Annotated in this window: 16 protein-coding genes; 6 read left to right on the top strand and 10 right to left on the bottom strand. The window is 46.4% G+C overall.

What is annotated here, in order from left to right; translation table 11 throughout:
• Window positions 1–61: 61 nt before the first annotated feature.
• The 6 genes from odhB to sdhC all read right to left on the bottom strand — a co-directional run bounded on the left by odhB (window position 62) and on the right by sdhC (window position 7,560).
• The gene (gene odhB, locus M0413_RS16185) at window positions 62–1,252 is read right to left on the bottom strand and encodes a 2-oxoglutarate dehydrogenase complex dihydrolipoyllysine-residue succinyltransferase (RefSeq protein WP_099457926.1); all 1,191 of its coding nucleotides are present in this window, start codon (window positions 1,250–1,252) and stop codon (window positions 62–64) included.
• A 47-nt stretch (window positions 1,253–1,299) separates the two neighbouring features.
• Entirely contained in the window at window positions 1,300–4,119 is a 2,820-nt protein-coding gene (sucA, locus tag M0413_RS16190) for a 2-oxoglutarate dehydrogenase E1 component (RefSeq protein WP_037417459.1), read from the bottom strand.
• Window positions 4,120–4,334: 215 nt separating this feature from the next.
• Window positions 4,335–5,042, bottom strand: a complete 708-nt coding sequence (locus M0413_RS16195) for a succinate dehydrogenase iron-sulfur subunit (protein ID WP_037417461.1) — start codon at window positions 5,040–5,042, stop codon at window positions 4,335–4,337.
• A gap of 14 nt (window positions 5,043–5,056) precedes the next feature.
• Window positions 5,057–6,823, bottom strand: a complete 1,767-nt coding sequence (gene sdhA, locus M0413_RS16200; RefSeq protein WP_047536607.1) for a succinate dehydrogenase flavoprotein subunit — start codon at window positions 6,821–6,823, stop codon at window positions 5,057–5,059.
• Window positions 6,824–7,171, bottom strand: coding sequence for a succinate dehydrogenase, hydrophobic membrane anchor protein (gene sdhD, locus M0413_RS16205; protein WP_011622411.1), 348 nt, complete (start codon window positions 7,169–7,171; stop codon window positions 6,824–6,826). It lies immediately after the preceding gene.
• A complete protein-coding gene (sdhC, locus tag M0413_RS16210) occupies window positions 7,165–7,560 on the bottom strand; it encodes a succinate dehydrogenase, cytochrome b556 subunit (RefSeq protein ID WP_037417467.1) in 396 nt (131 codons plus the stop codon). Before sdhC ends, sdhD begins: the two co-directional genes overlap by 7 nt.
• Window positions 7,561–7,976: 416 nt before the next feature.
• Between sdhC and M0413_RS16215 the strand changes: the two genes are divergently transcribed.
• The 4 genes from M0413_RS16215 (at window position 7,977) to M0413_RS16230 (ending at window position 16,971) form a co-directional block, all read left to right on the top strand.
• Window positions 7,977–9,263, top strand: coding sequence for a citrate synthase (locus M0413_RS16215; RefSeq protein ID WP_055648116.1), 1,287 nt, complete (start codon window positions 7,977–7,979; stop codon window positions 9,261–9,263).
• Window positions 9,264–9,568: 305 nt separating this feature from the next.
• On the top strand, window positions 9,569–10,633 hold the full coding sequence (locus tag M0413_RS16220) for an efflux RND transporter periplasmic adaptor subunit (RefSeq protein WP_037425620.1): 1,065 nt from the start codon (window positions 9,569–9,571) through the stop codon (window positions 10,631–10,633).
• A 12-nt stretch (window positions 10,634–10,645) separates the two neighbouring features.
• On the top strand, window positions 10,646–13,909 hold the full coding sequence (locus M0413_RS16225) for an efflux RND transporter permease subunit (protein WP_249554900.1): 3,264 nt from the start codon (window positions 10,646–10,648) through the stop codon (window positions 13,907–13,909).
• Entirely contained in the window at window positions 13,906–16,971 is a 3,066-nt protein-coding gene (locus M0413_RS16230) for an efflux RND transporter permease subunit (protein WP_037425623.1), read from the top strand. Before M0413_RS16225 ends, M0413_RS16230 begins: the two co-directional genes overlap by 4 nt.
• Before the next feature lie 53 nt (window positions 16,972–17,024).
• On the opposite strand, the gene yqfB is transcribed toward M0413_RS16230, so the two are convergent.
• Window positions 17,025–17,342: a N(4)-acetylcytidine aminohydrolase gene (gene yqfB / locus M0413_RS16235; protein WP_037425625.1), complete on the bottom strand. Its 318-nt coding sequence runs from the start codon at window positions 17,340–17,342 to the stop codon at window positions 17,025–17,027.
• 156 nt (window positions 17,343–17,498) lie between these two features.
• On the opposite strand from yqfB, the gene M0413_RS16240 reads away from it, so the two are divergent.
• On the top strand, window positions 17,499–17,702 hold the full coding sequence (locus tag M0413_RS16240) for a DUF2986 domain-containing protein (RefSeq protein ID WP_037425629.1): 204 nt from the start codon (window positions 17,499–17,501) through the stop codon (window positions 17,700–17,702).
• A gap of 107 nt (window positions 17,703–17,809) precedes the next feature.
• On the opposite strand, the gene M0413_RS16245 is transcribed toward M0413_RS16240, so the two are convergent.
• Window positions 17,810–19,324 carry an MATE family efflux transporter gene (locus M0413_RS16245; protein WP_172587246.1) on the bottom strand — a complete coding sequence of 505 codons (1,515 nt, stop codon included), beginning with the start codon at window positions 19,322–19,324 and terminating at the stop codon, window positions 17,810–17,812.
• A gap of 105 nt (window positions 19,325–19,429) precedes the next feature.
• Window positions 19,430–20,680 carry an MFS transporter gene (locus M0413_RS16250; protein ID WP_047537240.1) on the bottom strand — a complete coding sequence of 417 codons (1,251 nt, stop codon included), beginning with the start codon at window positions 20,678–20,680 and terminating at the stop codon, window positions 19,430–19,432.
• Between the two features lie 180 nt (window positions 20,681–20,860).
• On the opposite strand from M0413_RS16250, the gene M0413_RS16255 reads away from it, so the two are divergent.
• On the top strand, window positions 20,861–21,742 hold the full coding sequence (locus M0413_RS16255; protein ID WP_169546754.1) for a LysR family transcriptional regulator: 882 nt from the start codon (window positions 20,861–20,863) through the stop codon (window positions 21,740–21,742).
• A 92-nt stretch (window positions 21,743–21,834) separates the two neighbouring features.
• Here the strand turns inward: M0413_RS16255 and M0413_RS16260 are convergent, their stop codons facing one another.
• Window positions 21,835–25,749: a S8 family serine peptidase gene (locus M0413_RS16260; RefSeq protein ID WP_172587247.1), complete on the bottom strand. Its 3,915-nt coding sequence runs from the start codon at window positions 25,747–25,749 to the stop codon at window positions 21,835–21,837.
• Between the last annotated feature and the right edge of the window lie 638 nt (window positions 25,750–26,387).

The raw sequence follows: 26,387 nt of genomic DNA on the forward strand, positions 1-26,387 counted from the left end.
AGGGTATGTCTTACTTTTGTCTTTAATAAACTCTTTAAACTAAATCGTTTATTGAGTTGGATTACAGATCAAGCAGCAGACGAGTTGGGTCTTCCAAGAAGTCTTTAATGGCGACTAAGAAGCCAACTGACTCACGGCCATCGACAATACGATGGTCATATGAGAGAGCTAGGTACATCATGGGCAGGATTTCAACCTGACCATTCACTGCCATTGGGCGGTCTTTAATGGCGTGCATGCCTAAAATCGCGCTTTGTGGCAGGTTTAAAATTGGGGTAGACATTAACGAGCCGAATACACCACCGTTAGTCACAGTGAAGTTACCGCCCGTCATATCAGCCACAGTCAGCTTGCCATCACGGCCTTTGATCGCCAGATCGCGTACTGCTTTTTCGATATCAGCCAAGCTCATGGTATCGGTGTCACGCAGCACTGGAGTTACCAGACCGCGCGGCGTAGATACTGCGATGCTCACATCAAAATAGTTGTGATAAACGATATCGTCACCGTCGATTGACGCGTTCACTTCTGGGAAACGTTTCAGGGCTTCAGTCACCGCTTTCACGTAGAAAGACATGAAACCTAAACGGATACCGTGGCGCTTTTCAAAGATATCTTGGTATTGCTTACGGATATCCATGATGGGCTTCATGTTCACTTCGTTGAAGGTCGTGAGCATTGCGGTAGAGTTTTTCGCTTCTAATAAACGGTTAGCGATAGTCTTACGTAAACGTGTCATTGGTACACGTTTCTCGCTGCGACCCGCCGCTAAAGGTTGTACCGCAGGAGCCGCAGGTGCTACAGCCGCTTTAGGTGCAGACTTGATAAAGGCTTCAACGTCTTCTTTAGTGATACGTCCACCCACACCAGTGCCCTTCACTTTGCTCGCATCAACATTGTGTTCAGCCAGTAAACGGCGTACTGATGGGCTTAACGCATCGTTAGACTCTTCTGTCGCAGCAGCAGGTGCAGCAGCTTCAGCTTGCGCTTTAGTCACTTCTTGTCCAGAAACCGCGCCAGCAATGAACTTAGCAATCACTTGCTCGCCCAGAACGGTGTCACCTTCGTGGAATAGAAATTCACCAATATGACCATCTTCTGGTGCAACCACTTCCAGCACCACTTTGTCAGTTTCAATATCAACCAGATTTTGATCACGAGAAACTTGTTCACCCACTTTTACGTGCCAAGTGGCGATAGTTGCGTCGGCAACAGATTCTGGCAGTACGGGTACCTTGATTTCGATACTCATGAAAAACGATCCTTTTTATAAAATGTCTATGACTACAGTCTTATCAATTAGAGCTTTAACGCACTGTTCACTAAAGATTCTTGTTGGTGAGCATGCAGCTCTGGGTAACCACAAGCTGGTGCAGCAGACGCTTCACGGCCAGCATAGGTCAGTTTTGCACCCGCAGGGATAGCAGCCCAGAAGTGATGTTGGCTAGAGTACCAAGCACCTTGGTTTTGCGGCTCTTCCTGACACCATACAAAATCCTTCACATGTTGGTAATCAGCTAAGGCTGCAACCATTTCTTCATGCGGGAACGGATATAACTGTTCGACACGGATTATTGCGACGTTATTGATATTTTCTTTACGGCGTTTTTCCAGCAGCTCGAAGTATACCTTACCGCTACAGAACACCACGCGATCGACCTTGCTCGCCTCTAACGTATCGATTTCACCGATCACGTTTTGGAAGCTGCCATTAGCCAATTCTTCCATGCTAGAAACCGCTAATGGGTGACGTAGCAATGACTTAGGTGACATAACCACCAGTGGACGACGCATTGGGCGCACCACTTGGCGACGCAGCATATGGTAAACCTGAGCTGGCGTTGATGGCACACACACTTGCATATTGTGGTTAGCACATAGCTGCAAGAAACGCTCTAAACGGGCGCTTGAGTGTTCTGGACCTTGGCCTTCATAGCCATGTGGTAACAGCATGGTCAGACCGCATAAACGGCCCCACTTCTGCTCACCAGAGGACAAGAACTGGTCGATAACCACTTGCGCACAGTTGGCAAAGTCACCGAATTGTGCTTCCCAAATCGCCAGACCGCCGGGTTCTGCGGTTGCATAACCGTATTCGAAGGCAAGTACTGACGCTTCAGACAATACTGAGTCAGTGATGTCGATTGGGCCTTGGTTTTCGGCAATATTACGCAGTGGTAAATACGTAGTCGCATCGTTTTGGTTGTGCAGAACCGCATGACGGTGGAAGAAGGTTCCACGACCAGAGTCTTGACCAGTAATACGAACACGTTGTTTATCTTCAAGAATCGTTGCGTAAGCTAAGGTTTCAGCAAAGCCCCAGTCGAGTAACTTCTCACCTTTTGCCATCGCGACGCGGTCACTATAAATCTTAGCAACACGGGATTGCAGTGAATGGCTTTCAGGCACGTAGCTCAACTTATCGGCTAGTTTCTGCAAACGTTCGATAGGCAGTGAAGCGTCATAGGCTTCATCCCATTCGCGACCAATGTAAGGAGTCCAATCCACGGTGTGCAGTGTCATTGGACGCCATTCTTTCACTACGCAATCACCTTGATCTAAGGCATCACGATAAGTGTTGATCATGCTGGTCACATCATCGGCAGCAATGGTGTTTTCTGCGATCAGTTTGTCAGCGTAAATCTTACGTGGCGTTGGGTGTTTCTTGATCTTGGCATACATCAGTGGCTGAGTTGCACTTGGCTCATCAGCTTCGTTGTGGCCATGACGGCGGTAACACACTAAATCAATCACCACATCACGTTTAAATTCGTTACGGTAATCAACGGCCAACTGCGCAACAAAGGCAACCGCTTCTGGATCGTCTGAATTTACGTGGAAAATCGGCGCCTGTACCATCTTAGCGATGTCAGTACAGTATTCAGTTGAACGCACATCGTGGTGATTTGAAGTGGTAAAGCCCACTTGATTGTTGACAACGATGCGGATACTACCACCCACTTTAAAGCCACGGGTCTGAGACATGTTGAATGTCTCTTGTACGATACCTTGACCAGTAATGGCAGAGTCACCGTGGATTGTGATTGGCATCACCTGTAAACCATCTTTACAACCGCGGCGGTCTTGACGAGCACGTACAGACCCCATAACCACAGGGTTAACGATTTCAAGGTGAGACGGGTTAAAGGCCAGCGCTAAATGCACATTGCCACCCGGTGTTTCAAAGTCAGATGAAAAACCTTGGTGGTATTTCACGTCACCAGAACCATGAGTATCAGCATGCTTACCCGCAAACTCATCAAACAGTTCAGCAGGACGCTTACCTAATACGTTCACAAGGACGTTCAAACGACCGCGGTGAGCCATACCGACGACGATTTCTTTAGTGCCCGCTTCACCTGCACGATAAATAATTTCGCGCATCATAGGTACTAGTGCATCACCGCCTTCTAACGAGAAACGTTTCGCACCAGGGAATTTAGCACCTAAGTATTTTTCAATGCCTTCAGCAGCATTTAGGCCTTCAAGAATGCGGGTCTTAACGTTTTTATCGTAGTTGGCTTTACCTAAGGATGGTTCGAGACGTTGTTGGATCCAACGCTTTTCATCGGTGTCGGTAATATGCATGTATTCGGCGCCGATAGAACCACAGTAAGTGGCTTTTAGCGCTTTGACTAAATCAGCCAACTTCATGGTTTCGCCGCCATGGGCGAATGAGCCAGTGTTGAACTCACGCTCCATGTCTTCTTTGGTTAGACCGTGGAATGCGGGATCTAAATCGGCAACAGGTTCACGTTTCCACAAACCTAACGGGTCAAGGTTAGCACCTTGGTGACCACGGAAACGGTGGGCGTTGATTAGCTGTAGCACTTTAACTTGCTTAGCATCCAACTCAGGATCGGTCACACGAGCGGCGCTCTTATGACGTCCTTCCATCGCTAAACTGCGAAAATAATCACGTACTTTTGAGTGGGCCGCTTCTGGCGCGTCTTTAGAGGCACCGTTCACCGGAGGGAGATTATCAAAAACCGCACGCCAATCGTCAGAAACTGACTGAGGGTCTTCTTGATAGGCTTCATACATCTCTTCTACGTAGGTCGAATTTGCACCACTTAAGTGAGATGATTCGAGCCAGGCTTTCATGATGCCTTGGTGCATTTCTATTCCTTTCAAACTTTATACACGTGCTTAGCCATAGTTTTTTTATGTGATCTCAGGTCAGTACCTTTGATACATAATTTCTGCCGCCCCTAGAATATCCAGATTTCACGGCGCGTTGTCTTCCATTACATACACAAAAGAGCCACCTTCTATGCCCAGAAAGTGACTCTTTGAGAGCTATATTATTATTGATTTCAGCTCAGGTTCTCGCATTACACCGCTCGCTTAAGCAGCATTGACTTAATATGACCGATTGCTTTGGTCGGATTAAGTCCTTTTGGACAAACGTCAACGCAGTTCATGATGCCGTGGCAACGGAACACGCTGTAGGCGTCGTCCAGCTCAGAAAGACGTTCTTCTGTTGCTGTATCGCGACTGTCGATCAAGAAACGGTAAGCATGCAGCAGACCGCTAGGACCGATAAACTTATCAGGATTCCACCAGAATGATGGACAAGCCGTTGAACAACAGGCACACATGATACATTCATAAAGACCATCTAAATGGGCACGTTGTTCAGGTGACTGTAAATGTTCACGAGCAGGCTGCTTATCATCGTTGATAAGGAAGGGTTTAATCTTCTCGTATTGCTTGTAGAACTGAGTTAAATCAACCACTAAATCACGTACAACTGGCATACCTGGCAGTGGACGGATTTCCAACTTCTTACCTTTAAAAGTAGAGATTGGGGTAATACAAGCCAGACCGTTTTTACCGTTCATGTTCAGGCCATCGCTGCCACAAACACCTTCGCGGCAAGAGCGACGGAACACTAAGGTTGGGTCTTGTTCTTTTAACTTGATCAGTGCATCGAGCACCATCATGTCAGTGCCAGCAGCCACTTCAAGGCTGTAATCCTGCATGTAAGGTTTTGTATCTACATCAGGATTGTAGCGATAAACTGCAAATTCCAATTTCATCTTTGCAACTCCTACTAGTAGGTACGTTTCTTCGGCGGGAAAGCTTCACGCAACTTAGGCGCCATATTCACAGCACGACGGTCCATGGTTTCAGTCACAGGGTCAAACAAACTGTGGCATAGCCAGTTTTCATCGTCACGCTCTAAATAGTCTTCACGTGAGTGAGCACCACGGCTCTCTGTACGGAAGTTAGCAGCATAAGCGGTAGCAATCGCCGTCGCCATCAAGTTGTCTAATTCTAAACACTCAATACGTTGGGTGTTAAACTCACGAGAGTTATCAGACAATTTAGCATTTTCTAAACGCTTACGGATGGCTTTTAACTGCTCTAAACCTTCAGCCATGGCATCGCCACGACGGAATACAGAGAAGTTTAATTGCATGCAAAGTTGTAAATCCTTACGGATTTGCACAGGATCTTCGCCATCTTTATTGTTTTCCCAGCGTTGTAAACGTGCCAGAGAAGCTTGAATATCAGCATCAGTCGCATCCTTAGGATCGGCAGTCTCATCGAGCGCTTTGCCTAAGTGTTGACCTGCTGCACGGCCAAAGACCACTAAATCTAGCAATGAGTTACCGCCTAAGCGGTTCGCGCCATGTACAGACACACAGGCAATCTCACCTACAGCAAACAGACCCACTACGTCTTGCTCAGTGCCATCAGCATTCTTACGAATAACCTGACCACTCACCTTAGTTGGCAGACCACCCATCATATAATGACAAGTTGGCAGAACAGGGATCGGACCATCAGCCGGATCGATATGAGCGAAGGTACGAGATAATTCACACACGCCTGGTAGACGGGCTTCTAAAGTCTCTTTACCTAAGTGATCGAGTTTCAGTAAGCAGTGTGGGCCTAATGGACCATCTAAACCACGGCCTTCACGGATTTCGGTCATCATAGAACGTGCAACTACGTCACGAGATGCCAAATCCTTCGCGTTTGGTGCATAACGCTCCATAAAACGCTCACCGTCTTTGTTTAGCAGGTAACCACCTTCACCACGACAACCTTCAGTCACAAGTACACCCGCACCAGCGATACCGGTTGGGTGGAATTGCCACATTTCCATATCTTGCATCTGAACGCCAGCACGCATTGCCATACCGACACCGTCACCAGTGTTAATGTGAGCGTTAGTGGTAGAAGCGTAGATACGACCAGCACCGCCTGTAGCTAATACAGTGGCTTTGGCTTTGAAGTAAACGATTTCACCAGTTTCGATTTCAATCGCAGTACAACCTACGATGGCACCGTCTTGGTTCTTCACTAAATCGAGGGCATACCATTCAGAGAACACTTGGGTTTTGTGTTTTACGTTCTGTTGGTATAAGCAGTGAAGCAGTGCGTGACCGGTACGGTCTGCCGCTGCTGCGGTACGTGCAGCTTGTTCACCACCGAAGTTTTTAGATTGACCACCAAAAGGACGTTGGTAAATCTTACCATTTTCGAAACGAGAGAATGGTAAGCCCATGTGCTCAAGTTCAATAATGGCTTCTGGTCCGGTTTGACACATAAATTCGATAGCGTCTTGGTCACCGATAAAGTCGGAACCTTTTACGGTATCGTACATGTGTTGTTCCCAATGATCTTCATGGGCGTTACCCAGCGCAACGGTGATACCACCCTGCGCAGACACAGTATGAGAACGGGTTGGGAATACTTTAGATAAAAGCGCACAGCTCTTACCTTCTTTAGAAATCTGTAGTGCTGCACGCATACCTGCGCCACCGGCGCCGATCACAACAGCATCAAATTCGCGTACTGGAATACTCACTTAGACACCCCACACAATAACAATGCCGGCCGCTAAATAGCAGAAAACGGTAACGACAAAGGTGAACTGTAAAACACCGCGTAACGATGTGCACTTGACGTAATCCGTCAATACTTGCCATACACCAATCCAAGCGTGAACAAGCAATGCAACTAACGCGAGCAGTGTAAACACTTTCATTGGCAGAGCACTGAAGAGGCCATGCCACACGTCATAGGTGAGAGGGGAACTACATGCAATAAAGCCAACCATGAAAATGGTGTAACAGGCGAGGATTACTGCACTAGCGCGTAGTAGAATAAAGTCATGAACACCACTGCGTCCAAAACTTGCTGCATTGGTTACCATACCCATAACCCCGCTAAAATTGAAAAGGCTACCGTTAACACAAATACAGCTTTCGCTGAGGCGGTGCCCGAAGCCAACTCTTCCCAACGACCGGTATCCATCACTAAGTGGCGCAGGCCACCGAATAAATGGAAGGTCAAAGCAGTCAAAATGCCCCAAATGATGAACTTCACAACAAAGTTATCAAATAGAGATTGTACGCCTGCGAAACTTTCAGCGGAGGCTAAAGATGAATTTAGCAACCAAATAAGAATGCCAACAGCGAACAGCATGATGACACCGGATACACGGTGAAGAATTGACACAATCGCTGTTGCAGGAAAGCGAATGGTCTGCAGATCTAAATGGACAGGTCTTTGCTTTTTCACGTTCTGCTCACTCAGCTCCATTGAGCATTTTTTTTGTTATGTGAACCGCTTTTGTACAAACTTTAAACTGAGTGATTAATCACAGCAAAAGTAAACACAAAAGCAAAGTTTAAACAAACAGATAACTATTTGAACACTCACTCATTTAACATGTAAACAAAGGGTGCTTTAACATCATCGTTTGCAGCCATTATTAGGCGGAGGCAAGTATACTCGCGGGAAATGTCAAATACAAACATCACAGAATGCAAATTTTGTTTTTTTAGGAAAATTTTCGCGTAAGTGCCAGCTGTAGCAAGGAAAGTAAAGCGTTTTATACCATGGTCTAACAAATTTAAACGCTTATTTAAATTGAAATGTGATCTACAATGGCTGTAAAGTAATGGCGGTTTGACATGCCGCACTCACAGATAAGAACGAAGTAAGGAGAACGGGGTATGGCTGATTTAAAAGCCAAATTAGAATTACCAGGGAATGACTCGATAGAGTTGCCAGTAAAGCAAGGATCCGCTGGTTTTGACGTAATCGACATCAGTAAACTTGGCAGCAAAGGTTACTTCACCTTTGATCCGGGTTTTCTTGCGACAGCCTCCTGCGAATCTGCAATTACCTATATTGATGGTGATCTAGGTATATTGTTACACCGCGGCTATCCAATCGAGCAACTTGCCGTTGACTCCGATTACCTAGACCTGTGTTATCTGCTGCTTTACGGTGAACTGCCGACAAAAGAGCAATATGCTGAGTTTGTACACACAGTCAAAACCCACACTATGGTGCATGAGCAAATCGCCTTCTTCTTTAGAGGCTTCCGTCGTGATGCTCATCCTATGGCGATGTTGTGTGGTGTTACTGGTGCATTGTCTGCATTTTATCAAGACTCACTCGATGTCAACGATCCTCGCCACCGCGAAATCGCCGCTTATCGCCTAGTCTCCAAAATGCCAACGATTGCTGCTATGTGCTACAAGTACTCTTCAGGCCAGCCATTCGTTTATCCACGTAATGACTTAAGCTATGCAGGCAACTTCTTAAGCATGATGTTTGCCGTTCCTTGTGAAGAGTACAAGGTAAACCCAATTGTTGAACGTGCTATGGACCGTATCTTCATTCTTCATGCGGATCACGAACAAAACGCGTCAACGTCAACCGTACGTTTAGCCGGTTCTTCAGGCGCGAATCCATTCGCGTGTATCGCTGCGGGTATTGCTTCTCTATGGGGCCCTGCACACGGCGGCGCGAACGAAGCTTGTCTACAAATGTTAGAGGAAATCGGTTCAGTAGACCGTATTCCTGAATTCATTGCCCGTGCGAAAGACAAGAACGACCCATTCCGTCTGATGGGCTTTGGTCACCGTGTTTACAAAAACTTTGACCCACGTGCCAAAGTGATGCGTGAAACCTGTCACGAAGTGTTAAAAGAGCTAAAAGTACAAGATCCATTATTAGATGTCGCCATGGAACTTGAGCGTATTGCGCTGGAAGATGAGTACTTCATTTCGAAGAAACTCTATCCAAACGTCGACTTCTACTCAGGCATCATCATGAAAGCCATTGGTATTCCTACCAGCATGTTCACTGTACTGTTCGCATTAGCGCGTACTGTGGGTTGGATTGCTCACTGGAAAGAAATGTTGGATCAACCTGGTCACAAGATCAGCCGTCCACGTCAGCTTTATACTGGCGAGACTGCGCGTGACTTCGTCGACCTAGATAAACGCTAAGCACTGCGGTTTATTGATTCAAAGCGCCCTCAAGGGCGCTTTTTTATTGCCATTTATCTCACTCTAACTCTAGGCATGTTCTACTAAGACAGTAGCCCCTCACCCGATGACATGCTTCTTGCCCCACGATGAAAACTTATTTAGCATTTTTCATCACTTTTTAAACTTTTTAGCTACATCTGGCGTATTCATCTTAGCGCAAAATCGTCAAAAATAATAATTAACAAGTAAAAACAGCAACTTAACAAGTGGCACGTTTTATGCTGTTTAGCATCATTATATTCAAACAATAGGTAACAGTTCTTATGGAAAAGTCTAAAATGATTAAGTTCGCCCTACCCGTTTTATTAGTGTCAATGTTGGCGGCTTGTGGTGAAGAGGAAGTAGCTAAAAAAGAAGAAAAATATGCTATTCCCGTTGAAACGACGACCGTGATTCAGGGTAATGTCTCTTCTTTTTACAGTACTACGGCCACCCTTGAAGCCCCACAGGAGGCGAATGTTGTCAGTCGAATCGCTGGCCTAATCGAAGCCATTAATGTGGAAGAAGGCGACCGCGTTAAGAAAGGACAAATACTAGCGGTTATTGATGCCAAACGTCAGCAATATGATTTAGATCGTTCCGAAGCGGAAGTTAAAATCATTGAGCAAGAGTTAAACCGCTTAAAGAAAATGAATAATAAAGAATTTGTTAGCGCTGACTCTATGGCCAAGCTTGAATACAACTTGCAAGCAGCTATTGCTAGACGGGATCTTGCCGAACTACAAGTGAAGGAAAGCCATGTGGTTTCGCCTATTGATGGCATTATTGCCAAGCGGTATGTAAAAGCGGGCAATATGGCTAAAGAGTATGGCGAATTGTTTTATATCGTTAACCAAGATGAATTGCACGGCATTGTGCATCTACCAGAGCAGCAATTAACCAGTTTGCGTTTAGGCCAAGAAGCTCAAGTATTTAGCAATCAACAGAGTAAAAATGCTATCCATGCAACTGTGCTACGTATCAGCCCTGTCGTGGATCCACAAAGCGGCACATTTAAAGTCACTTTGGCCGTACCAAATCAAGACGCCCGCCTAAAAGCGGGGATGTTCACTCGGGTCGAATTAAAATATGACACCCATGAAAATGTGATTACCGTGCCCTACAGCGCCTTAATCAATCAAGATAATAAGCAAGCCTTGTACGTCATTGACGGTACCAATGCTAACCGTCGCGAAGTTCAAATCGGATACCGCGAAGGTGATTTAATTGAAATTGTTTCTGGTATCAAGCCTGGCGAGCTCGTCGTTACCCGTGGTCAGCAAAATTTGAAAGACCAGTCCTTAGTTGAAGTCATTACCCCACTCGATTTGGCCTCAACGAAGAACTGATAGGAGTCTTTCATGTCAATCATTAGCACCTCAGTTAAACGGCCAGTCACGGTATGGATGTTCATGCTGGCCATTATGTTATTTGGTATGGTCGGATTTTCGCGCTTAGCGGTAAAACTCCTGCCCGATTTAAGCTACCCCACCTTAACCATTCGAACCATGTACGACGGTGCTGCGCCCGTTGAAGTGGAGCAACTGGTCTCAAAACCCATTGAAGAAGCCGTCGGTGTGGTGAAAGGCTTACGTAAGATCAGCTCTATTTCTCGCTCAGGCATGTCCGATGTGGTACTTGAGTTTGAATGGGGCACCACTATGGATATGGCAAGTCTCGATGTGCGTGAAAAACTCGACACTATCGCCCTGCCGCTCGATGTTAAAAAGCCATTACTACTTCGCTTTAACCCCAACCTTGATCCTATCATGCGCCTAGCGCTGTCTGTACCAAATGCCACTGAGACAGAGCTCAAACAGATGCGTACCTACGCAGAAGAAGAGCTTAAGCGCCGCCTAGAGGCTCTTTCTGGGGTTGCCGCTGTGCGTTTATCCGGCGGTTTAGAACAGGAAGTGCATATTCAGCTCAATCAGGAAAAATTATCCCAACTCAATTTGAATGCCGATGACATTAAGCGTCGCATCAATGAGGAAAACATCAACTTATCTGCGGGCAAAGTGATCCAAGGCGACCGCGAATATCTGGTACGAACCCTTAACCAATTCAATTCATTGGAAGAACTAGGGCAAGTGATCGTCTATCGCGACGCACAAACCTTAGTACGTCTATTTGAAGTCGCTACGATTACCGATGCCTTTAAAGAGCGCAGCGATATCACCCGTATCGGTAGCCAAGAATCGATAGAACTGGCTATTTATAAGGAAGGTGATGCAAACACGGTCGCCGTTGCCAAAAAATTGCGCGATGAGCTATTGAAGATCAACAAAGATCCTCAGCAAAACAAACTGGAAGTGATTTACGATCAATCCGAGTTTATCGAAAGTGCCGTCAGTGAAGTGACCTCTTCAGCGTTAATAGGCAGTATTTTGTCCATGCTGGTGATTTATCTGTTCCTGCGCAATATTATCCCGACGCTGATTATCTCTATCTCAATCCCCTTCTCGGTGATCGCTACCTTTAACATGATGTACTTTGCCGATATCAGCTTAAATATTATGTCATTAGGAGGTATTGCGCTGGCAATTGGTCTGTTGGTTGACAACGCAATTGTGGTACTCGAAAACATCGATCGTTGCCGCAGTGAAGGCATGAGTAAATTGGATGCTGCGGTAACGGGCACGAAGGAGGTTGCTGGCGCGATTTTCGCCTCGACAATGACGACGCTCGCGGTGTTTGTTCCCTTAGTTTTTGTCGATGGTATTGCTGGCGCCCTCTTTTCAGATCAAGCCTTAACGGTGACCTTTGCGCTCTTGGCCTCCTTGCTGGTTGCCTTAACCTCGATTCCTATGCTGGCCTCACGGGAAGGATTTAAAGCTTTGCCGGAGCTCATGAATAAAACGCCGAAGGAAAAACCGACCACTAAACTTGGCAAATTAAAACACTATAGTGCGACAGTGTTCTCCTTCCCGATTGTGTTGCTATTTAGTTACTTGCCGAGTGCCTTACTCACCTTAGTGTTGATTATTGGCCGCTTCTTTTCTTGGTTGTTTGGCTTAGTGATGCGCCCGCTGAGCAATGGCTTTAATGTTGTGTACCACAGTATAGAGTCTATTTACCATAAGCTACTGGCTTTGGCGCTGCGTAAGCAAATCATGACGTTACTACTGACGATTGGGATCACTGGTGCCTGTATTAGCTTGCTTCCCCGCTTAGGAATGGAATTAATTCCACCGATGAACCAAGGGGAATTCTATGTTGAAATACTGCTACCACCTGGCACTGCTGTAGGTGAAACCGATAGGGTCTTGCAACAACTGGCGATGTCGATTAAAGACAGACCAGAAGTGAAACATGCCTACAGCCAAGCGGGTAGCGGAGGGTTAATGACCTCAGATACCGCTCGTGGTGGCGAAAACTGGGGCAGATTACAGGTCGTACTTGGAGATCACAATGCCTATCATCAGGTGACGCAAGTGCTACGAGACACGGCGCGCCGCATCCCCGAGCTTGAGGCAAAAATCGAGCAACCTGAACTCTTTAGCTTTAAGACGCCATTGGAGATTGAGCTAACAGGCTACGATTTAACCTTACTAAAACGCAGTGCAGATAACCTTGTTAAGGCGTTGTCAGCATCTGATCGCTTTGCCGATGTAAATACTAGCCTGCGTGATGGTCAGCCAGAATTGAGCATCCGTTTCGATCATGCTCGTTTAGCCGCATTAGGAATGGATGCCCCTACGGTTGCCAATCGCATTGCCCAACGTGTTGGTGGCACTGTCGCCAGTCAATATACGGTTCGTGATCGCAAGATTGATATTCTCGTTCGGAGTCAACTGGATGAGCGGGATCAAATTAGCGACATCGATACCTTAATTATCAACCCTGACAGCTCGCAACCCATAGCCCTTAGTGCTGTAGCAGAAGTATCACTGCAATTAGGCCCATCGGCGATTAACCGTATCAGTCAACAACGGGTGGCCTTGGTATCGGCAAACCTTGCCTACGGCGACTTAAGTGATGCCGTAGCACAGGCGCAGCAGATCCTGTCTACACAGGTATTGCCGGCATCGGTGCAAGCCCGTTTCGGTGGCCAGAATGAGGAAATGGAGCATTCATTCCAATCACTAAAAATTGCATTGATCCTAGCGGTGTTCTTGGTATACCTCGTGATGGCAAGCCAATTTGAGTCACTGCTGCATCCATTGCTCATTTTATTCGCTGTACCAATGGCACTGGCTGGAAGTGTGCTTGGTCTTTATATCACCCAAACCCATCTAAGCGTGGTGGTCTTTATTGGCCTTATCATGCTGGCGGGGATCGTCGTCAATAATGCCATTGTATTAGTGGATAGAATAAATCAACTACGTGCTGAGGGCGTGCAGAAGCTTGAAGCCATTAAAGTCGCAGCGAAATCCCGTCTTCGCCCGATTATGATGACAACGCTCACCACTGTACTAGGTCTGCTCCCTATGGCATTAGGGCTAGGCGATGGCTCAGAAGTTCGCGCACCAATGGCGATTACCGTGATATTTGGCTTGAGCTTATCGACGTTATTAACCTTGATTGTGATCCCAGTGCTCTATGCCCTGTTTGACCGTAAAGAGTTTACGCATACCGCCACTGAGCAAGACAACACGACAGAAACTGCGGAGGCTCGCCTATGAACCTCACCCATCTAGCGATAAAGCGCCCTGTCACCACCAGCATGTTTTTCTTTGCTATCTTGCTGTTTGGTCTGGCTTCTAGCCGTCTATTACCGCTCGAAATGTTCCCCGGTATCGATATTCCGCAGATTGTCGTGCAAGTGCCTTACAAAGGCTCGACTCCTGCAGAAGTGGAACGCGATATCACTAAGGTGCTCGAAGAGTCGCTCGCCACCATGGGCGGTATCGATGAACTTGAATCAGAGTCCTCCCAAGAGGGCGCTGAAATTGAAATCAATATGAAATGGGGTGAAAACGTTGCCACAAAAAGCTTAGAAGCGCGCGAAAAAATCGATGCCGTGCGGCATTTATTACCCAAGGATGTTGAGCGGGTATTTATCCGCCAATTTTCCACTGCCGATATGCCTGTACTCACTATACGCATTTCGAGCGACCGCGAGCTCTCTGGCGCATTCGATTTACTCGATAAGCAGCTAAAACGACCATTAGAGCGGGTGGAGGGCGTCTCTAAGGTGAGTCTCTATGGGGTTGAACAAAAGCAGATTGAAGTGCGGATCAATGCAAATAGACTCGCCGCCAGCGGTTTTTCAGCGACTGAATTACAAGCTCGTCTCGGGCGCGAAAACTTCGTGTTAAGTGCTGGCACCTTGAGAGAAAGTAACCTCGTTTATCAAGTCTCCCCTAAGGGGGAATTTAGAAACCTTGAGGATATTAAGGCGCTGGTGTTAATCCCTGGACTGACCTTAGGCGATGTTGCCGATGTACAATTTTCCCTGCCTGAGCGCAGTGAAGGACGCCATTTAGATCAACACTATGCGGTGGGTTTAGATGTATTTAAAGCCTCCGGCGCCAATTTGGTGGATGTGTCCGACCGTGTACTTAAAGTCATTGAGCAGGCTAAACAAGACCAACAGTTTCAAGGTATCCGTTTGTTTATTATGGAAGATCAAGCTTCAGGCGTGAAATCCTCTTTATCAGATCTACTGCTGTCGGGATTGATCGGTGCGTTGTTATCATTTGTCGTGCTTTATCTGTTCCTAAGAAACCTCAAGATGACCCTAATTGTGGTGTCCTCAGTACCAATTTCTATCGGTATGACGTTAGCCGCCATGTATCTGCTCGGTTACAGCTTGAATATTCTATCGATGATGGGCTTGTTATTGGCTGTAGGTATGCTTATCGATAACGCCGTTGTGGTCACCGAAAGTGTACTGCAAGAAAAACAAGGTAACTCACTCAAAACCAGCACCCAAGACAATGAAAACGCTGTTATGACGGGGGTCGATAAGGTCAGTCTTGCGGTACTGGCGGGTACTATGACTACAGCGATTGTGTTTTTACCCAATATTTTTGGGGTAAAAGTTCAGCTGACTATTTTCCTTGAGCATGTAGCAATTGCGATTTGTATTTCGCTGGCAGCATCACTTTTGGTGGCTAAAACATTAATTCCATTGATGTTAACTAAGTTCCACTTTGAGATTGCACCAGAGAAATCTGCGGGTAAATTGCAAAGTTTCTACAATCGCAGTCTTAATTGGGTGCTTCTCAGACCTTGGCGTTCTGGGCTGATCGCCATCGCGATTCTCGCATCTACCGCCCTGCCCTTGTCAATGGTCAAGCAGGACCAAGAGGACAGTCAAAGTAAAGAGCGAATTTACATCAACTACCAAGTTGAAGGGCGCCATAATCTCAACGTGACCGAAGCGATGGTGGGTCAAATGGAGGAGTATCTTTATAAAAATAAAGAAAAATTCCATATTGACTCTGTGTATAGCTACTATGCTCCCGACGAAGCCTCATCGGTCATCTTATTGAAAAAAGATCTGCCCATGTCCCTTGATGAACTGAAGAAGAATATTCGCAGTGGCTTTCCTAAGTACTCCATCGCTAAACCTCAGTTTGGCTGGGGTGACGATAACTCAGGTGTACGCGTCACCCTCACTGGACGCTCCACCTCAGAGCTTATCTATTTGAGTGATCAAGTGTTGCCATTACTCTCGACGATCAAAGGCTTAGTGGATGTACGTTCTGAAGTCAACGGTGCTCAACAGGAAGTGGTTATCCGTATTAATCGGCAAATGGCGGCAAGACTGGATTTAAAACTGAACGAAGTAGCTTCCAGCATTTCAATGGCACTAAGAGGGACACCACTGCGCTCATTTAGGCACGATCCAAACGGGGAACTGCGTATCGAAATGGCCTATGAGAAGGAATGGCAAAAATCCCTCGATAAGCTTAAGCAATTGCCGGTAGTGCGAATAGATCAACGTCTTTACACACTTGATAACCTTGCCAGTATCGAAATCCAACCTAGATTCGATACCATCAAGCACTATAATCGCCAAACTTCGCTGTCTATCGGAGCGAACTTGGATAATCTCACCACAGAGGAAGCCCAAACTAAGATCAAACAAGTGATGGAGAATGTGCGTTTTCCTGATGGCTATAACTATTCGCTACGGGGCGGTTTTGAACGCCAAGATGAAGACCAAAGTATCATGGCAATCAATATGTTACTTGCTATCGCTATGATTTACATCGTGATGGCGGCACTATTTGAGTCCTTGTTATTACCGACGGCCATTATTACCTCAATCCTCTTCTCGATAACCGGGGTGTTTTGGGCGTTGCTGCTCACAGGCACGCCTATGTCGGTCATGGCGATGATCGGTATCCTGATTTTAATGGGCATCGTGGTAAATAACGGTATCGTCTTGGTCGATCAAATCAACCAAATGACACCCGATCTCGATAAGCTGTCGGACACCATTCGCGAAGTGTGTATTACCCGTTTGCGCCCGGTACTGATGACAGTAGGAACAACCGTACTAGGTTTAGTGCCACTGGCGATGGGCGATACCCAAATTGGTGGCGGCGGCCCGCCATATTATCCGATGGCAATTGCCATTATTGGCGGCTTGTCTTTCTCAACCGTAACTAGCCTATATTTGGTGCCATTGTGTTATCAACTCCTCTATAGAATGCGTTACCGCGCCGCAGTCCGACTTGGCGAATCGAATCGTATAGCCCAAAAACTCTTACCGTGGACAGCCAAAGCATGATATGACGGGATAGCTTGACATCACTCATTAAAAAGGCTGCATCGCAGCCTTTATTATTTTGTTAGCACCTTAAAACGGATCATATATAACTGTTCAAGGCCGGGATAAATCTCGGCAATCACCTGGTGCAGTTCGGGTAAGGTCATATTTTCTTGTTGGGCGTGCAGTGTTGTGAGTCCAGACAATGTTATTGGCATTACCTCCAACACTTGGATGTCACAAAACCAACGATGAGTTTCAAAGGTAGACACTGGGAGGATTTGCCCTGGTATCACATGGGATTCGGCTTCATTACGTAACGTAATCGTTTTCTTGCCCATCAAAATATCGTGTTCAAAGCGTTCAAAAAAAGTGATGTCAGTTAACAAGATTAATCCCTCTATTTATCCAGTCAAAATGCCGATAGTACGGCACAAAATACAGCAAAACATGGTCAGTTTGCGCGATTTAAGTTAGAATTCGACCTCAATTGAGCCATTGGCCTCATATTCCTGCGCTTAGCGGGTGCGAACGACATTAGAGACTTTATGAACAAGAAACAAAAGATCATCAAAAAAATTGCGAAACGTGCTAAAGCTAGACTGAATAAAGTCGATCCAGCCACCATTGGCGCACCCGCAAAATCTGGCTATATCTCTAAGGCTGAACGCGCCAAGATCGCAGCACTTGCTGCGGCTGCAGAAATTGAATCAGCAGCAAGTGAGCCACAAGAGGCAACAACTGAGCAATAATATTGTTTAATAAAAACAAACTTATGCGCTAATAAGACCAACATGTAATGCCACACCAGACTGTGGCATTTTTCTTTTAAATAGTCAGTTGTTAGTCACTAAATACATTAACGCTTAGCATTATCCTGTTGCTCTATAAAGGGTATAACAGGCTCCATTTCTTGCTCTTCCGTCAATTGTGCCATCTGCGCGCAGGAGGATGAAAGAGGGCTAGTTGCACTCGGTAGATTCTGTGCCACCTCATTCGTCATCAATTCGTCCACATCGGCTGCTAAGCCAGCAACACCATGTCCGGTCAATGTCAACGCGACCTTATCAACTAAACGATAGGCAACCCAAACCCCTAAAATACCAAAAAGAATTGAGCCTATGACTTGGCCAATAAGTACCCCATAAACCCCGCCCCACTGCGCGCCCATATACACAAAGGGAACGGTACCTAAAGTCGCCTTGCCCACATTAAATAAGGTGGAATATTTGGCCTTACCCAAATTATTAAAGGAGGCGTTTGCGACAAATAAAATCCCAGAGAAGATAAAAAACACCGCAATATAGCTGCAGAAAAATTCAATAAGTGCCGCACTATCGCCCTTCATATCAAACAAACTGACGATCTGCGCTTTAAGTAAAAACAAAAGTAACGACATCACCACCACATACAAGGTACAAAATTGAATCGCCTTCGTTAAACTTTCGCGCACCCGGTCGAATCGTCCTGCTCCAAAGTTTTGCCCAACAATAGGCCCAATAGCGCCGGATAAGGCAAAAATCATCCCAAAAGTGACAGGCACTAACCTGCCGAGTACCGCCCAACCCGCAACATAAGCATCACCAAAATCCGCAATTGCCCGGGTCACAAACGCATTCCCAATTGGTGTGGCAATGTTGGTCAGTATGGCTGGTCCTGCAATCGCGAAAATCGGTTTAAGATCGGCTTTAAAATAGTGAAGATTAAACCTGCCAAGGAGTTGATGTTTGACCACAACACCCCGACCCGCGATGATAAATACCGCAATACGAGCCAATACTGATGCCAGTGCAGCCCCTTCAATCCCCATCGCAAACAGGAAAATAAAAATCGGATCAAGCACGGCATTCACACCACCGCCCGCTAAGGTCGACATCATCGAAAGTTTTGCATCTCCCACGGCACGCAGCGCACCGCCAAGGGCCATCGCAAGGCAAATAAAAGGCAGTGAAGGTACCAAAATATACAGATAACTCTCTGCAAGCTCGGCAGTATGACCGCTGGCCCCCACAAGCGTGACTAACTCAGGAATAAAAGTCGTGACCACAATGCTGACCAACACACTAATGATCGTGGTCACCACCGCACTGTTAAGTAATAGGCGTTTCGCTAATTCGATATCCTTAGCGCCGATAGAGCGAGACACCAAGGCCCCGAGCGCAATGGAGAGACCTATGCCAATTGATGTGGTAAAAAATGAAATACTGCCCGCATAACCTACAGCCGCGGCTAATTCATGTTCGCCCAATAAGCTTAAGAAAAATATATCCAGTAAATCGACTACAAATAACGCAGAAATCCCCACCGCAGCGGTTGAACTCATCACGAGAATATGGCGAAGAATTGAACCTTCAACAAACTTAGCTTGGGTCATGGGGTTGTTTTACCTTATTAATTGCAAAAGCAAAGGCCAACACTGAATTGTTGGCCTTTGCTTTTATAGTCATCTATGGGTATTTAGGTCAAGCACTAAAGCAGCTTATGCCGCAATTGGGCTCATCTTCGTTTGGTGGTAACGCAGACGACTGATTGACAATGCAATTAACGCAAGCAGCGTTAACGACCCCATCACCACCCCTTGCCATTCGGCTTTATGCCAAAATAGCATCAAGTAAGGTCCACCCAAAGCGGCGCCTAAGTAATAGCAACACAGATACAGCGAGGTGGCCTTGGCGCGATCGCGGCTTGCGCGCATCGCCACAAAAGAGTTGCAACAACTGTGGGTTAAGAAGAATCCACATGCCGTCATCAAAAAGCCCATGCAAATGGTGGCTGTGGTATCAAACAGGGTCAATAAACTGCCCAACAGCATCAAACACCAAGACCATTGATATAACTTGTGCTGACCAAATTTTGCCAGCCACTTAGCAGTAAAATAGGAGGCCACAGTACCACTGGAGTAACACAAAAAAATCAAGGTCGCTTGAAAGCGGCTCCACTCGTAGGGCGCCGCCATCAAATGCAGTTGAATAAAGCTAAATTGATTCACCATCATCATAAAAGTGATCCCACCGATGGCATAGGCTAACCGCATTTGTGGATCGGTTAGATGGTGACTAAAGCCGTAAAAATCCTGAAGTAACCGAGCCCGTTTTGAGACTGAAGGCGCCGAGGTTTGCCCGCCAGATATCGCCTTAGCATCTGCGCCAGAAGGTAATAAAAAGCTCGTCAAGGCAACACCTGCGAGGGTAACTAAAAACAGTAGCCACATGGACTCCTGCCAAGATAAAAACTGCGACATCAACCCGCCCAGCAGACGCCCAACAATCCCGCCGATACTATTGGCCATAATGTAAATGCCCGCTGCTTTGAGCATAGTGCTTGGCGAGAGTTGTTCCTTAAAATAAGCCATGGCAATGGCAGGCACCGCAGCGAGCAATACGCCTTGTAAAAAACGCACATACACAAGCGCATTAAAGTCTCCAGCCCAAATCAGCAGCAGGTTCGACAATGCCAATAACCAAAGACTCACCACAATCGGCGTATGCCGGCCAATTCTGTCGGACACAACCGCATAAATTAATAGGGAAAATGCCAATGAAAAACTGGTCACAGAGAGAATGAGCGTAGCCTGCGATCCCGATACGGCAAAATGCTCAGCGATCAGCGGTAACATGCCCTGCATCAAATACAGATTGATATATACCACCACGGAAGCCACACACAGTGCCCACATCAGTCGGGTATCACGTTGTTTATTGTCGATAATAGTGTCTAACACGGCTTGCACTTTTAGCCTCGATAACGCCTCACTCTAAGAATAGACAAAGGTTAGCACTGGGCATAACATAACAATAATAGATAATTTATATCGACATTATTGATTTTTGTTATGGCAAATTTTTATAACTGACATGGTTATCGCAAATTGTCGCGCGTAAGCGTGCATCACAAGCAAAAGGCTCACACCATGGATATACGCCAACTTAAACACTTAGATGCACTTGCAAATACTGGCAGTTTTACCGCCGCGGCCAAGAAGCTCAATATGGCGCAGCCTGCCCTGAGTCAAAGTATTAAACGGCTTGAGCAGTCACTTGGAGTGACACTGATTAATCGCACCAGTAATAAGAATGACAAGCACCTCGCGCTCACCGCCGAAGGCTTAGTGCTGCATCAACATGCCACGTTGATCCTAAAACAAATCAAGCAGGCGGAAGCACAAATCCGTGCCATGGCGAATCTCACTTCGGGGGAAGTTCGGATTGCGGTGCCGGGTATGCTGGGCTCCTTCTATCTGCCCTCACGCCTTATGGCGTTTCGTCATCAATATCCCGAGTTAAAGCTGTCACTGTTCGAAGGCGGTACCCGTGACGCACTGCGGATGTTACAACAGGAAGAAGTGGATATTGCTATCATTACTGCCCAAGATCTGCAGAGTGATTTTGATAGCCAATTACTGATCCGTGAGCAGATGGTGATAGCCATGGGCGCCGAGCATCCACTTGCCGAGCATTCTGCCGTGAGCTTAAACGACTTCTTTGACCATGAACTGGTAATGTTCAAAACCGGCTATTTTCACCGCGAGTGGATCCTCTCTCAGGCAAAAGACTTGGGTAAAAAGCCCAATATTGCCTTTGAGACCAATCTGATTAACTTGATCAAACAAATTGTGTCACAGGGATTTGGTATCACTAGCGTACTCGAAATGGCTATCAGTCCTAAGGATGACATCCTCGCGAAACCCTTTGATCCGCCAGTGTTTTTAAACCTGCATATCGCCTGGAAAAAACAGCGCCCCGTCAGCCAAGCCGACCGCGCCTTTGTGGAATTTTTAATGAAAAATCGATAATAAACAGGCAATAAAAAAGGGCCGATAATCTCGGCCCTCATCAGGGTTAACCCTTAAACATGCTAAGGTTAACTGGTTTCAGCTCGAACCACTTAGCGCAGTTTACGGCGACCAAAGGCAAATGGCAGCAGTAATAAACTTAACCAGCCTAAGGCACCACCGTCATCCTTCTTCGGCGGAGTATCGGTTATAGAGACAGATACTAAGCTTGAATCGCTATTGCCGTGGTTATCGGATACCGTCAGTTGGAATGACACGGTTTGTGCCGCGCCATTCACACTTGGCGCCACTAAGTTTAATTTGGCCGCTGCGGGGTCAAAATTAAAGCTTGCGCCACCTAACTGAGTCCACTTGTAGGTCAGCGGATCATTATTCGCATCCGATGATTTACTGGCATCGATAAACAACGGCTTACCTTCTTGTACTGACGTTGGCGCTTCAACCTTGGCCACAGGCGCCACTTCAGCAACATCAAACTGATAGCGCTGAGTCAAGGTTTCTGACGACGCATTGTTGACCTTGTTCGACAGGCTTAACTCATTATCAACACCCGCCTTACGTGGAACAAGCTCAAAACTGATGTCTTTCGCTTCAGCGCCCGATGGCATCTCGATCGTCCAAGTGATCTTATTGCCATCTTGCTTACCGTCATGGCTGATGTTAGCCACTTCATGGCCTTCAGGCAGCATAGCTTCTAAGTTATAAACACGTGTTACTTGGGTTTTATTGGCTTCGATACGGGTTTTCATCATCTTAGCCACGCCCGGTGTTAACTGACCGCTCAGCGTATTGCCCAGAGGCGACAGCACATCATCACCTACACGTTCAAAGACGACGGGGAGCTTCACTGGTGCTACTTTGTCATCGCCAGTGGTGAGGGTCAGCATAGCTAAACCTTCATCACCGACTTTAAGCGCATCCTTCCACGTCAGCTTAACGTCAAAGTCATTGGTATCGCCAGAAAGCGTCGCCGTGAGGTTATCCTCAGCCGTGTCATAGAGGGTCAATTGTTTTAAACCAAACACGTCATCGGCCGTCGCTGATGAAGCGCTGTAGTTTTGCACAATCACATAGTAAGTGCCTTTAACAGGATTATTGAGTAAGACACTTTCCTCTGAACCATCTCTGGCTGATGAGGCCACTCGAGCAAGTTTGCTGCCATCGTTTTTATCGAGTAGCACATACATATCAAGATCGGGCGATGTGGTGTAGCTAATTGAGGTTCGGAAATACAGTGCATTTTCATTAACGTCAAACTTAAACACTTTGACGCCATCATCAAGATCATCTGTATATGAAGCATTATTCGAGTCTTGCTTCACGCTTGACTCAATGATTTGGCTTAGCTTGAGGCCCGTCACTTCGGCGCCAACGCTAGCAAAATCCACCGCCTTTAAGCCTTCAAGAGTGATCTCATCCGAATTACGAGTCGCTTGAATGCTCACCAAGTTTGGCAGGTTACGCTTACCAATCTTAGCCGCAATCGGCATAGTCGCCGTAGGGAAGTTAGCTGACTCGAGCACTAAGTTGCCAAAGCCCCAATCTGCGCCCACTTGCGTTACATCGGCGGTGACAGTAATGGTTTGGCTTGCACCTTTTTTCAGGGTAAAGCTTTCAGGCGAAACCGTTAGTGCCAGCTTATCTGTCACCGCTTGGCCCTTCGCCGTCCAGCTACCATCTTGGGTTGCGGTTACGGTACGGGTCCAAGTACAGGTATTGACACAACGAGAATCAGCCATACTAGGCACGTTGAGCTTACGAGGATCGCCGTTCAATAAGGGATTTGCAATTTCATAGTTCAGTGCGCTTTCATCCATCACTAAACCGGCTTTAGCGGCTAAATCCACGCGAATACGGCCAGCGCCCACGTCAAACGGATCGGCAACGGTTTTAGCATCGGCTTTTTTCATCGCCTGAGCGGTCGTTGCAGTCAGCATTAATGCGGAGCGGATATTGTCCGGCGTCCAGTCTTTATGCAGCGACTTTAACAGTGCGCCAGCACCCGCAACATGGGGACTTGCCATTGAAGTGCCCGACATGAGGGTAAAGTCGGCAGGATTTGTGCCCGATTTATCGTGACCAAATTGTTGATCAGAATAAGCAGCGTAAATATCCGAACCAGGCGCGGCCACCGAAGGCACAATCACATCATTGGTCGCATTTGGGCCAATCAGTGAGCCAGCCGATAACACATCGGCCTCACGGCTAATCGCTTGCGGTGTCGGGGTTAAAGTTAACTCTACAGCAGGATTGGCGGCCATGGCCTCGATTAAGGCAACGCCATCGGTATTACCAATAAATACCGCTGGTATATTTAATGTCTCGAGGGAAGCCATTTTTAAACGATCATTGCCTTCGCCATCTCGGTTATAGACGATCACCGCTTTAGCACCCGCAGCTAATGCACCCGATACTTTAGTTGTAAAATCGCATGTTCCCCGTTTAATGACCGCTATTTTGTCTTTAAAGGCATCGGCGGGGAAGACTTTACAACCTTCCACATTGGTCGCATCGACAGAGCCAGCAAACACAGGAAGTCCTTTAATCACTTCGGTTTGCACAGGGCCAGAGCCAGGGGTGAATTCAAATGTCTTACCATTAAATTCCAGCTCACGTACCACTTCACGATTGTGAGTCGAGTTAGCCACCGAGGTATACCATGGGGCATTTTTGGGAGTCGAATAAGGTGACTGGGTGATTGCGGCACTGGTTGCGGTTGCTGGGCGCGTATTCCCTGCTGCAACGGCAGCAAAAATACCCGCATTACGCGCCGCTAAAAAACCCTGTTCAGTTGCACTATTCCATGGATTACCGCCACCACTGATGGAGAAGTTAATCACATCCACGCCATCTTTAATCGCATCATCTATGGCTTTAAGAATCGGTACAGTCGGGCAACCAGAATACTTGTCACCCGCATCCCCAGGTCTACAGATTTGATATGCAATAATGTTTGCATGGGGAGCCACACCAGAGATTTGCGCAAACTTTAAGCCAGTTGCGATACCATCACCTTCTAGCTTACCAACCTCTCCATCAACATAAGGCACATCAAGCAAGATATTCCCTGCCGCGGTGCTGGCCACATGCGAGCCATGACCACCGTAGTCTTCACCATTTTTAGCGGGAGGCGTCGCACCAAAAATCTTTTCGTCGTCATAGATATCGGTGATTTCAGGGTAACTACGCACACCAATCAGCTTATCGTTACACATGCTGGCAAAATCGGTTTTACAATCACCAATATAAATCCCTTGGCCTAAGGGGTTTGTATGGTCATAACCATCCCCGCCAATATCGGCAAACGAGGCATGATCAGAGTTAATCCCCGAGTCGATAATCGCGACTACCACACCCTCACCCATAGCCTTGGTGCCAGTAGCACTACCGTCCCACACCTTTGGGGAGCCGATCAGTGCCTGACTCACATCGGTCTCAAGCTGCTCAATACGCTCACGTTCGATATAAATCACCTCAGGTAGTTCAGCCATTTTTATCGCTTGCGCCTGCGTCATACGCACAGCGATACCATTGAGTGCATATTGGTAGGTGGTTAATGGCTCTAGCGGTGTACCAATCGCTGCGCTGGCACTCGTCAAAAAGCGCTCTTGCTTAACCTTAAGGAAACTAACGTAGTTTTTCACCTCAGGAGCCGCGGCGTTAAGTTTAACATTGCCAGTCTTTCCAGTGCCTTTTGCCTGTGAGGTCGACTTTACATGTTGTGGGCTAGTTGCTTTGAAGCCAGGAATCTCCCCTTGATAATTCGCGACAGCACTGTCACGTAAGCGAACAATATAAGTATGCTCACCTTCGGCAAATTCTGGTTCAGGAATAAATTTTACATCTTGGTTATTAACTGCGGTTAATCTGCCTCGAGTTGAGTCATTTGATAATTCGGCTGGAATATCTAACTGTATTGTTTCACCCGTTGGAGATAATACTGTCTGTGCATTTGCTGCAGATGACAGCAGAGCCATAGACACTGCTAGTGCAATTTTTGTTTTCATTGTCGCTTCCTTCGCTATATCGATTTATTTCTATAAAGTTCAATTTTTAATATTTATTCAGTACAGGAATCGATTAAATTTCTGTTACCAATAGAACTTCAGCTCAGCGTTTTAACACGGAGTGATACATATTGAAACACCTTATTAACGGAACAATTACCCATAAAAACAGTTAATAAGCATGCCATACTCAATAAAAAATCGATTTTTAAAACATAAGCGAATGGTAAACTGTTTACTTAAACAAAAGGAATTTTAGCAACTACTTAAAAATAAAAGACAAGTTATCTATCGCCATTAAGTAGCATAGAGAATCAAGAGAGAATTAACGGTTTCGCATTCTGATTAAAAGATAAGAAAACAACTTAAATTTATAGATGAAATAATTTCAAATAGCTAAAAATCACATATGATAAACGCAATAAATAATCGCATTATGCCATCAACGTTACCGAATACCCCTACACCAAACAAGATGAATGATATTAAGTTCGAGATAGGAAATAAAAAATAATCGCGATTTACAAAGTAAAGAATCCACCTTCTGAAGAAGGTGGCTTTGTTTTAACCCCCTAAAAGGGGGCCTTTATTCAAGAGCAAGTTGACCCTGCTCTTGCCGCTCTACTTTCTCTTGATGC

The sequence above is a fragment of the Shewanella sp. 8A genome (assembly GCF_023475945.1).
Classification (GTDB): Bacteria; Pseudomonadota; Gammaproteobacteria; order Enterobacterales; family Shewanellaceae; genus Shewanella; species Shewanella xiamenensis.

Excerpts from the sequence above, each read along its gene's own strand:
- M0413_RS16220 (WP_037425620.1), top strand. The coding sequence starts at position 9,569 with ATGGAAAAGTCTAAAATGATTAAGTTCGCCCTACCCGTTTTATTAGTG.
- odhB (WP_099457926.1), bottom strand. The coding sequence starts at position 1,252 with ATGAGTATCGAAATCAAGGTACCCGTACTGCCAGAATCTGTTGCCGAC.
- sdhD (WP_011622411.1), bottom strand. The coding sequence starts at position 7,171 with ATGGTAACCAATGCAGCAAGTTTTGGACGCAGTGGTGTTCATGACTTT.
- sdhC (WP_037417467.1), bottom strand. The coding sequence starts at position 7,560 with ATGGAGCTGAGTGAGCAGAACGTGAAAAAGCAAAGACCTGTCCATTTA.
- M0413_RS16230 (WP_037425623.1), top strand. The coding sequence starts at position 13,906 with ATGAACCTCACCCATCTAGCGATAAAGCGCCCTGTCACCACCAGCATG.
- sucA (WP_037417459.1), bottom strand. The coding sequence starts at position 4,119 with ATGCACCAAGGCATCATGAAAGCCTGGCTCGAATCATCTCACTTAAGT.
- M0413_RS16245 (WP_172587246.1), bottom strand. The coding sequence starts at position 19,324 with ATGACCCAAGCTAAGTTTGTTGAAGGTTCAATTCTTCGCCATATTCTC.
- M0413_RS16240 (WP_037425629.1), top strand. The coding sequence starts at position 17,499 with ATGAACAAGAAACAAAAGATCATCAAAAAAATTGCGAAACGTGCTAAA.
- M0413_RS16260 (WP_172587247.1), bottom strand. The coding sequence starts at position 25,749 with ATGAAAACAAAAATTGCACTAGCAGTGTCTATGGCTCTGCTGTCATCT.
- M0413_RS16255 (WP_169546754.1), top strand. The coding sequence starts at position 20,861 with ATGGATATACGCCAACTTAAACACTTAGATGCACTTGCAAATACTGGC.
- M0413_RS16195 (WP_037417461.1), bottom strand. The coding sequence starts at position 5,042 with ATGAAATTGGAATTTGCAGTTTATCGCTACAATCCTGATGTAGATACA.
- M0413_RS16215 (WP_055648116.1), top strand. The coding sequence starts at position 7,977 with ATGGCTGATTTAAAAGCCAAATTAGAATTACCAGGGAATGACTCGATA.
- M0413_RS16225 (WP_249554900.1), top strand. The coding sequence starts at position 10,646 with ATGTCAATCATTAGCACCTCAGTTAAACGGCCAGTCACGGTATGGATG.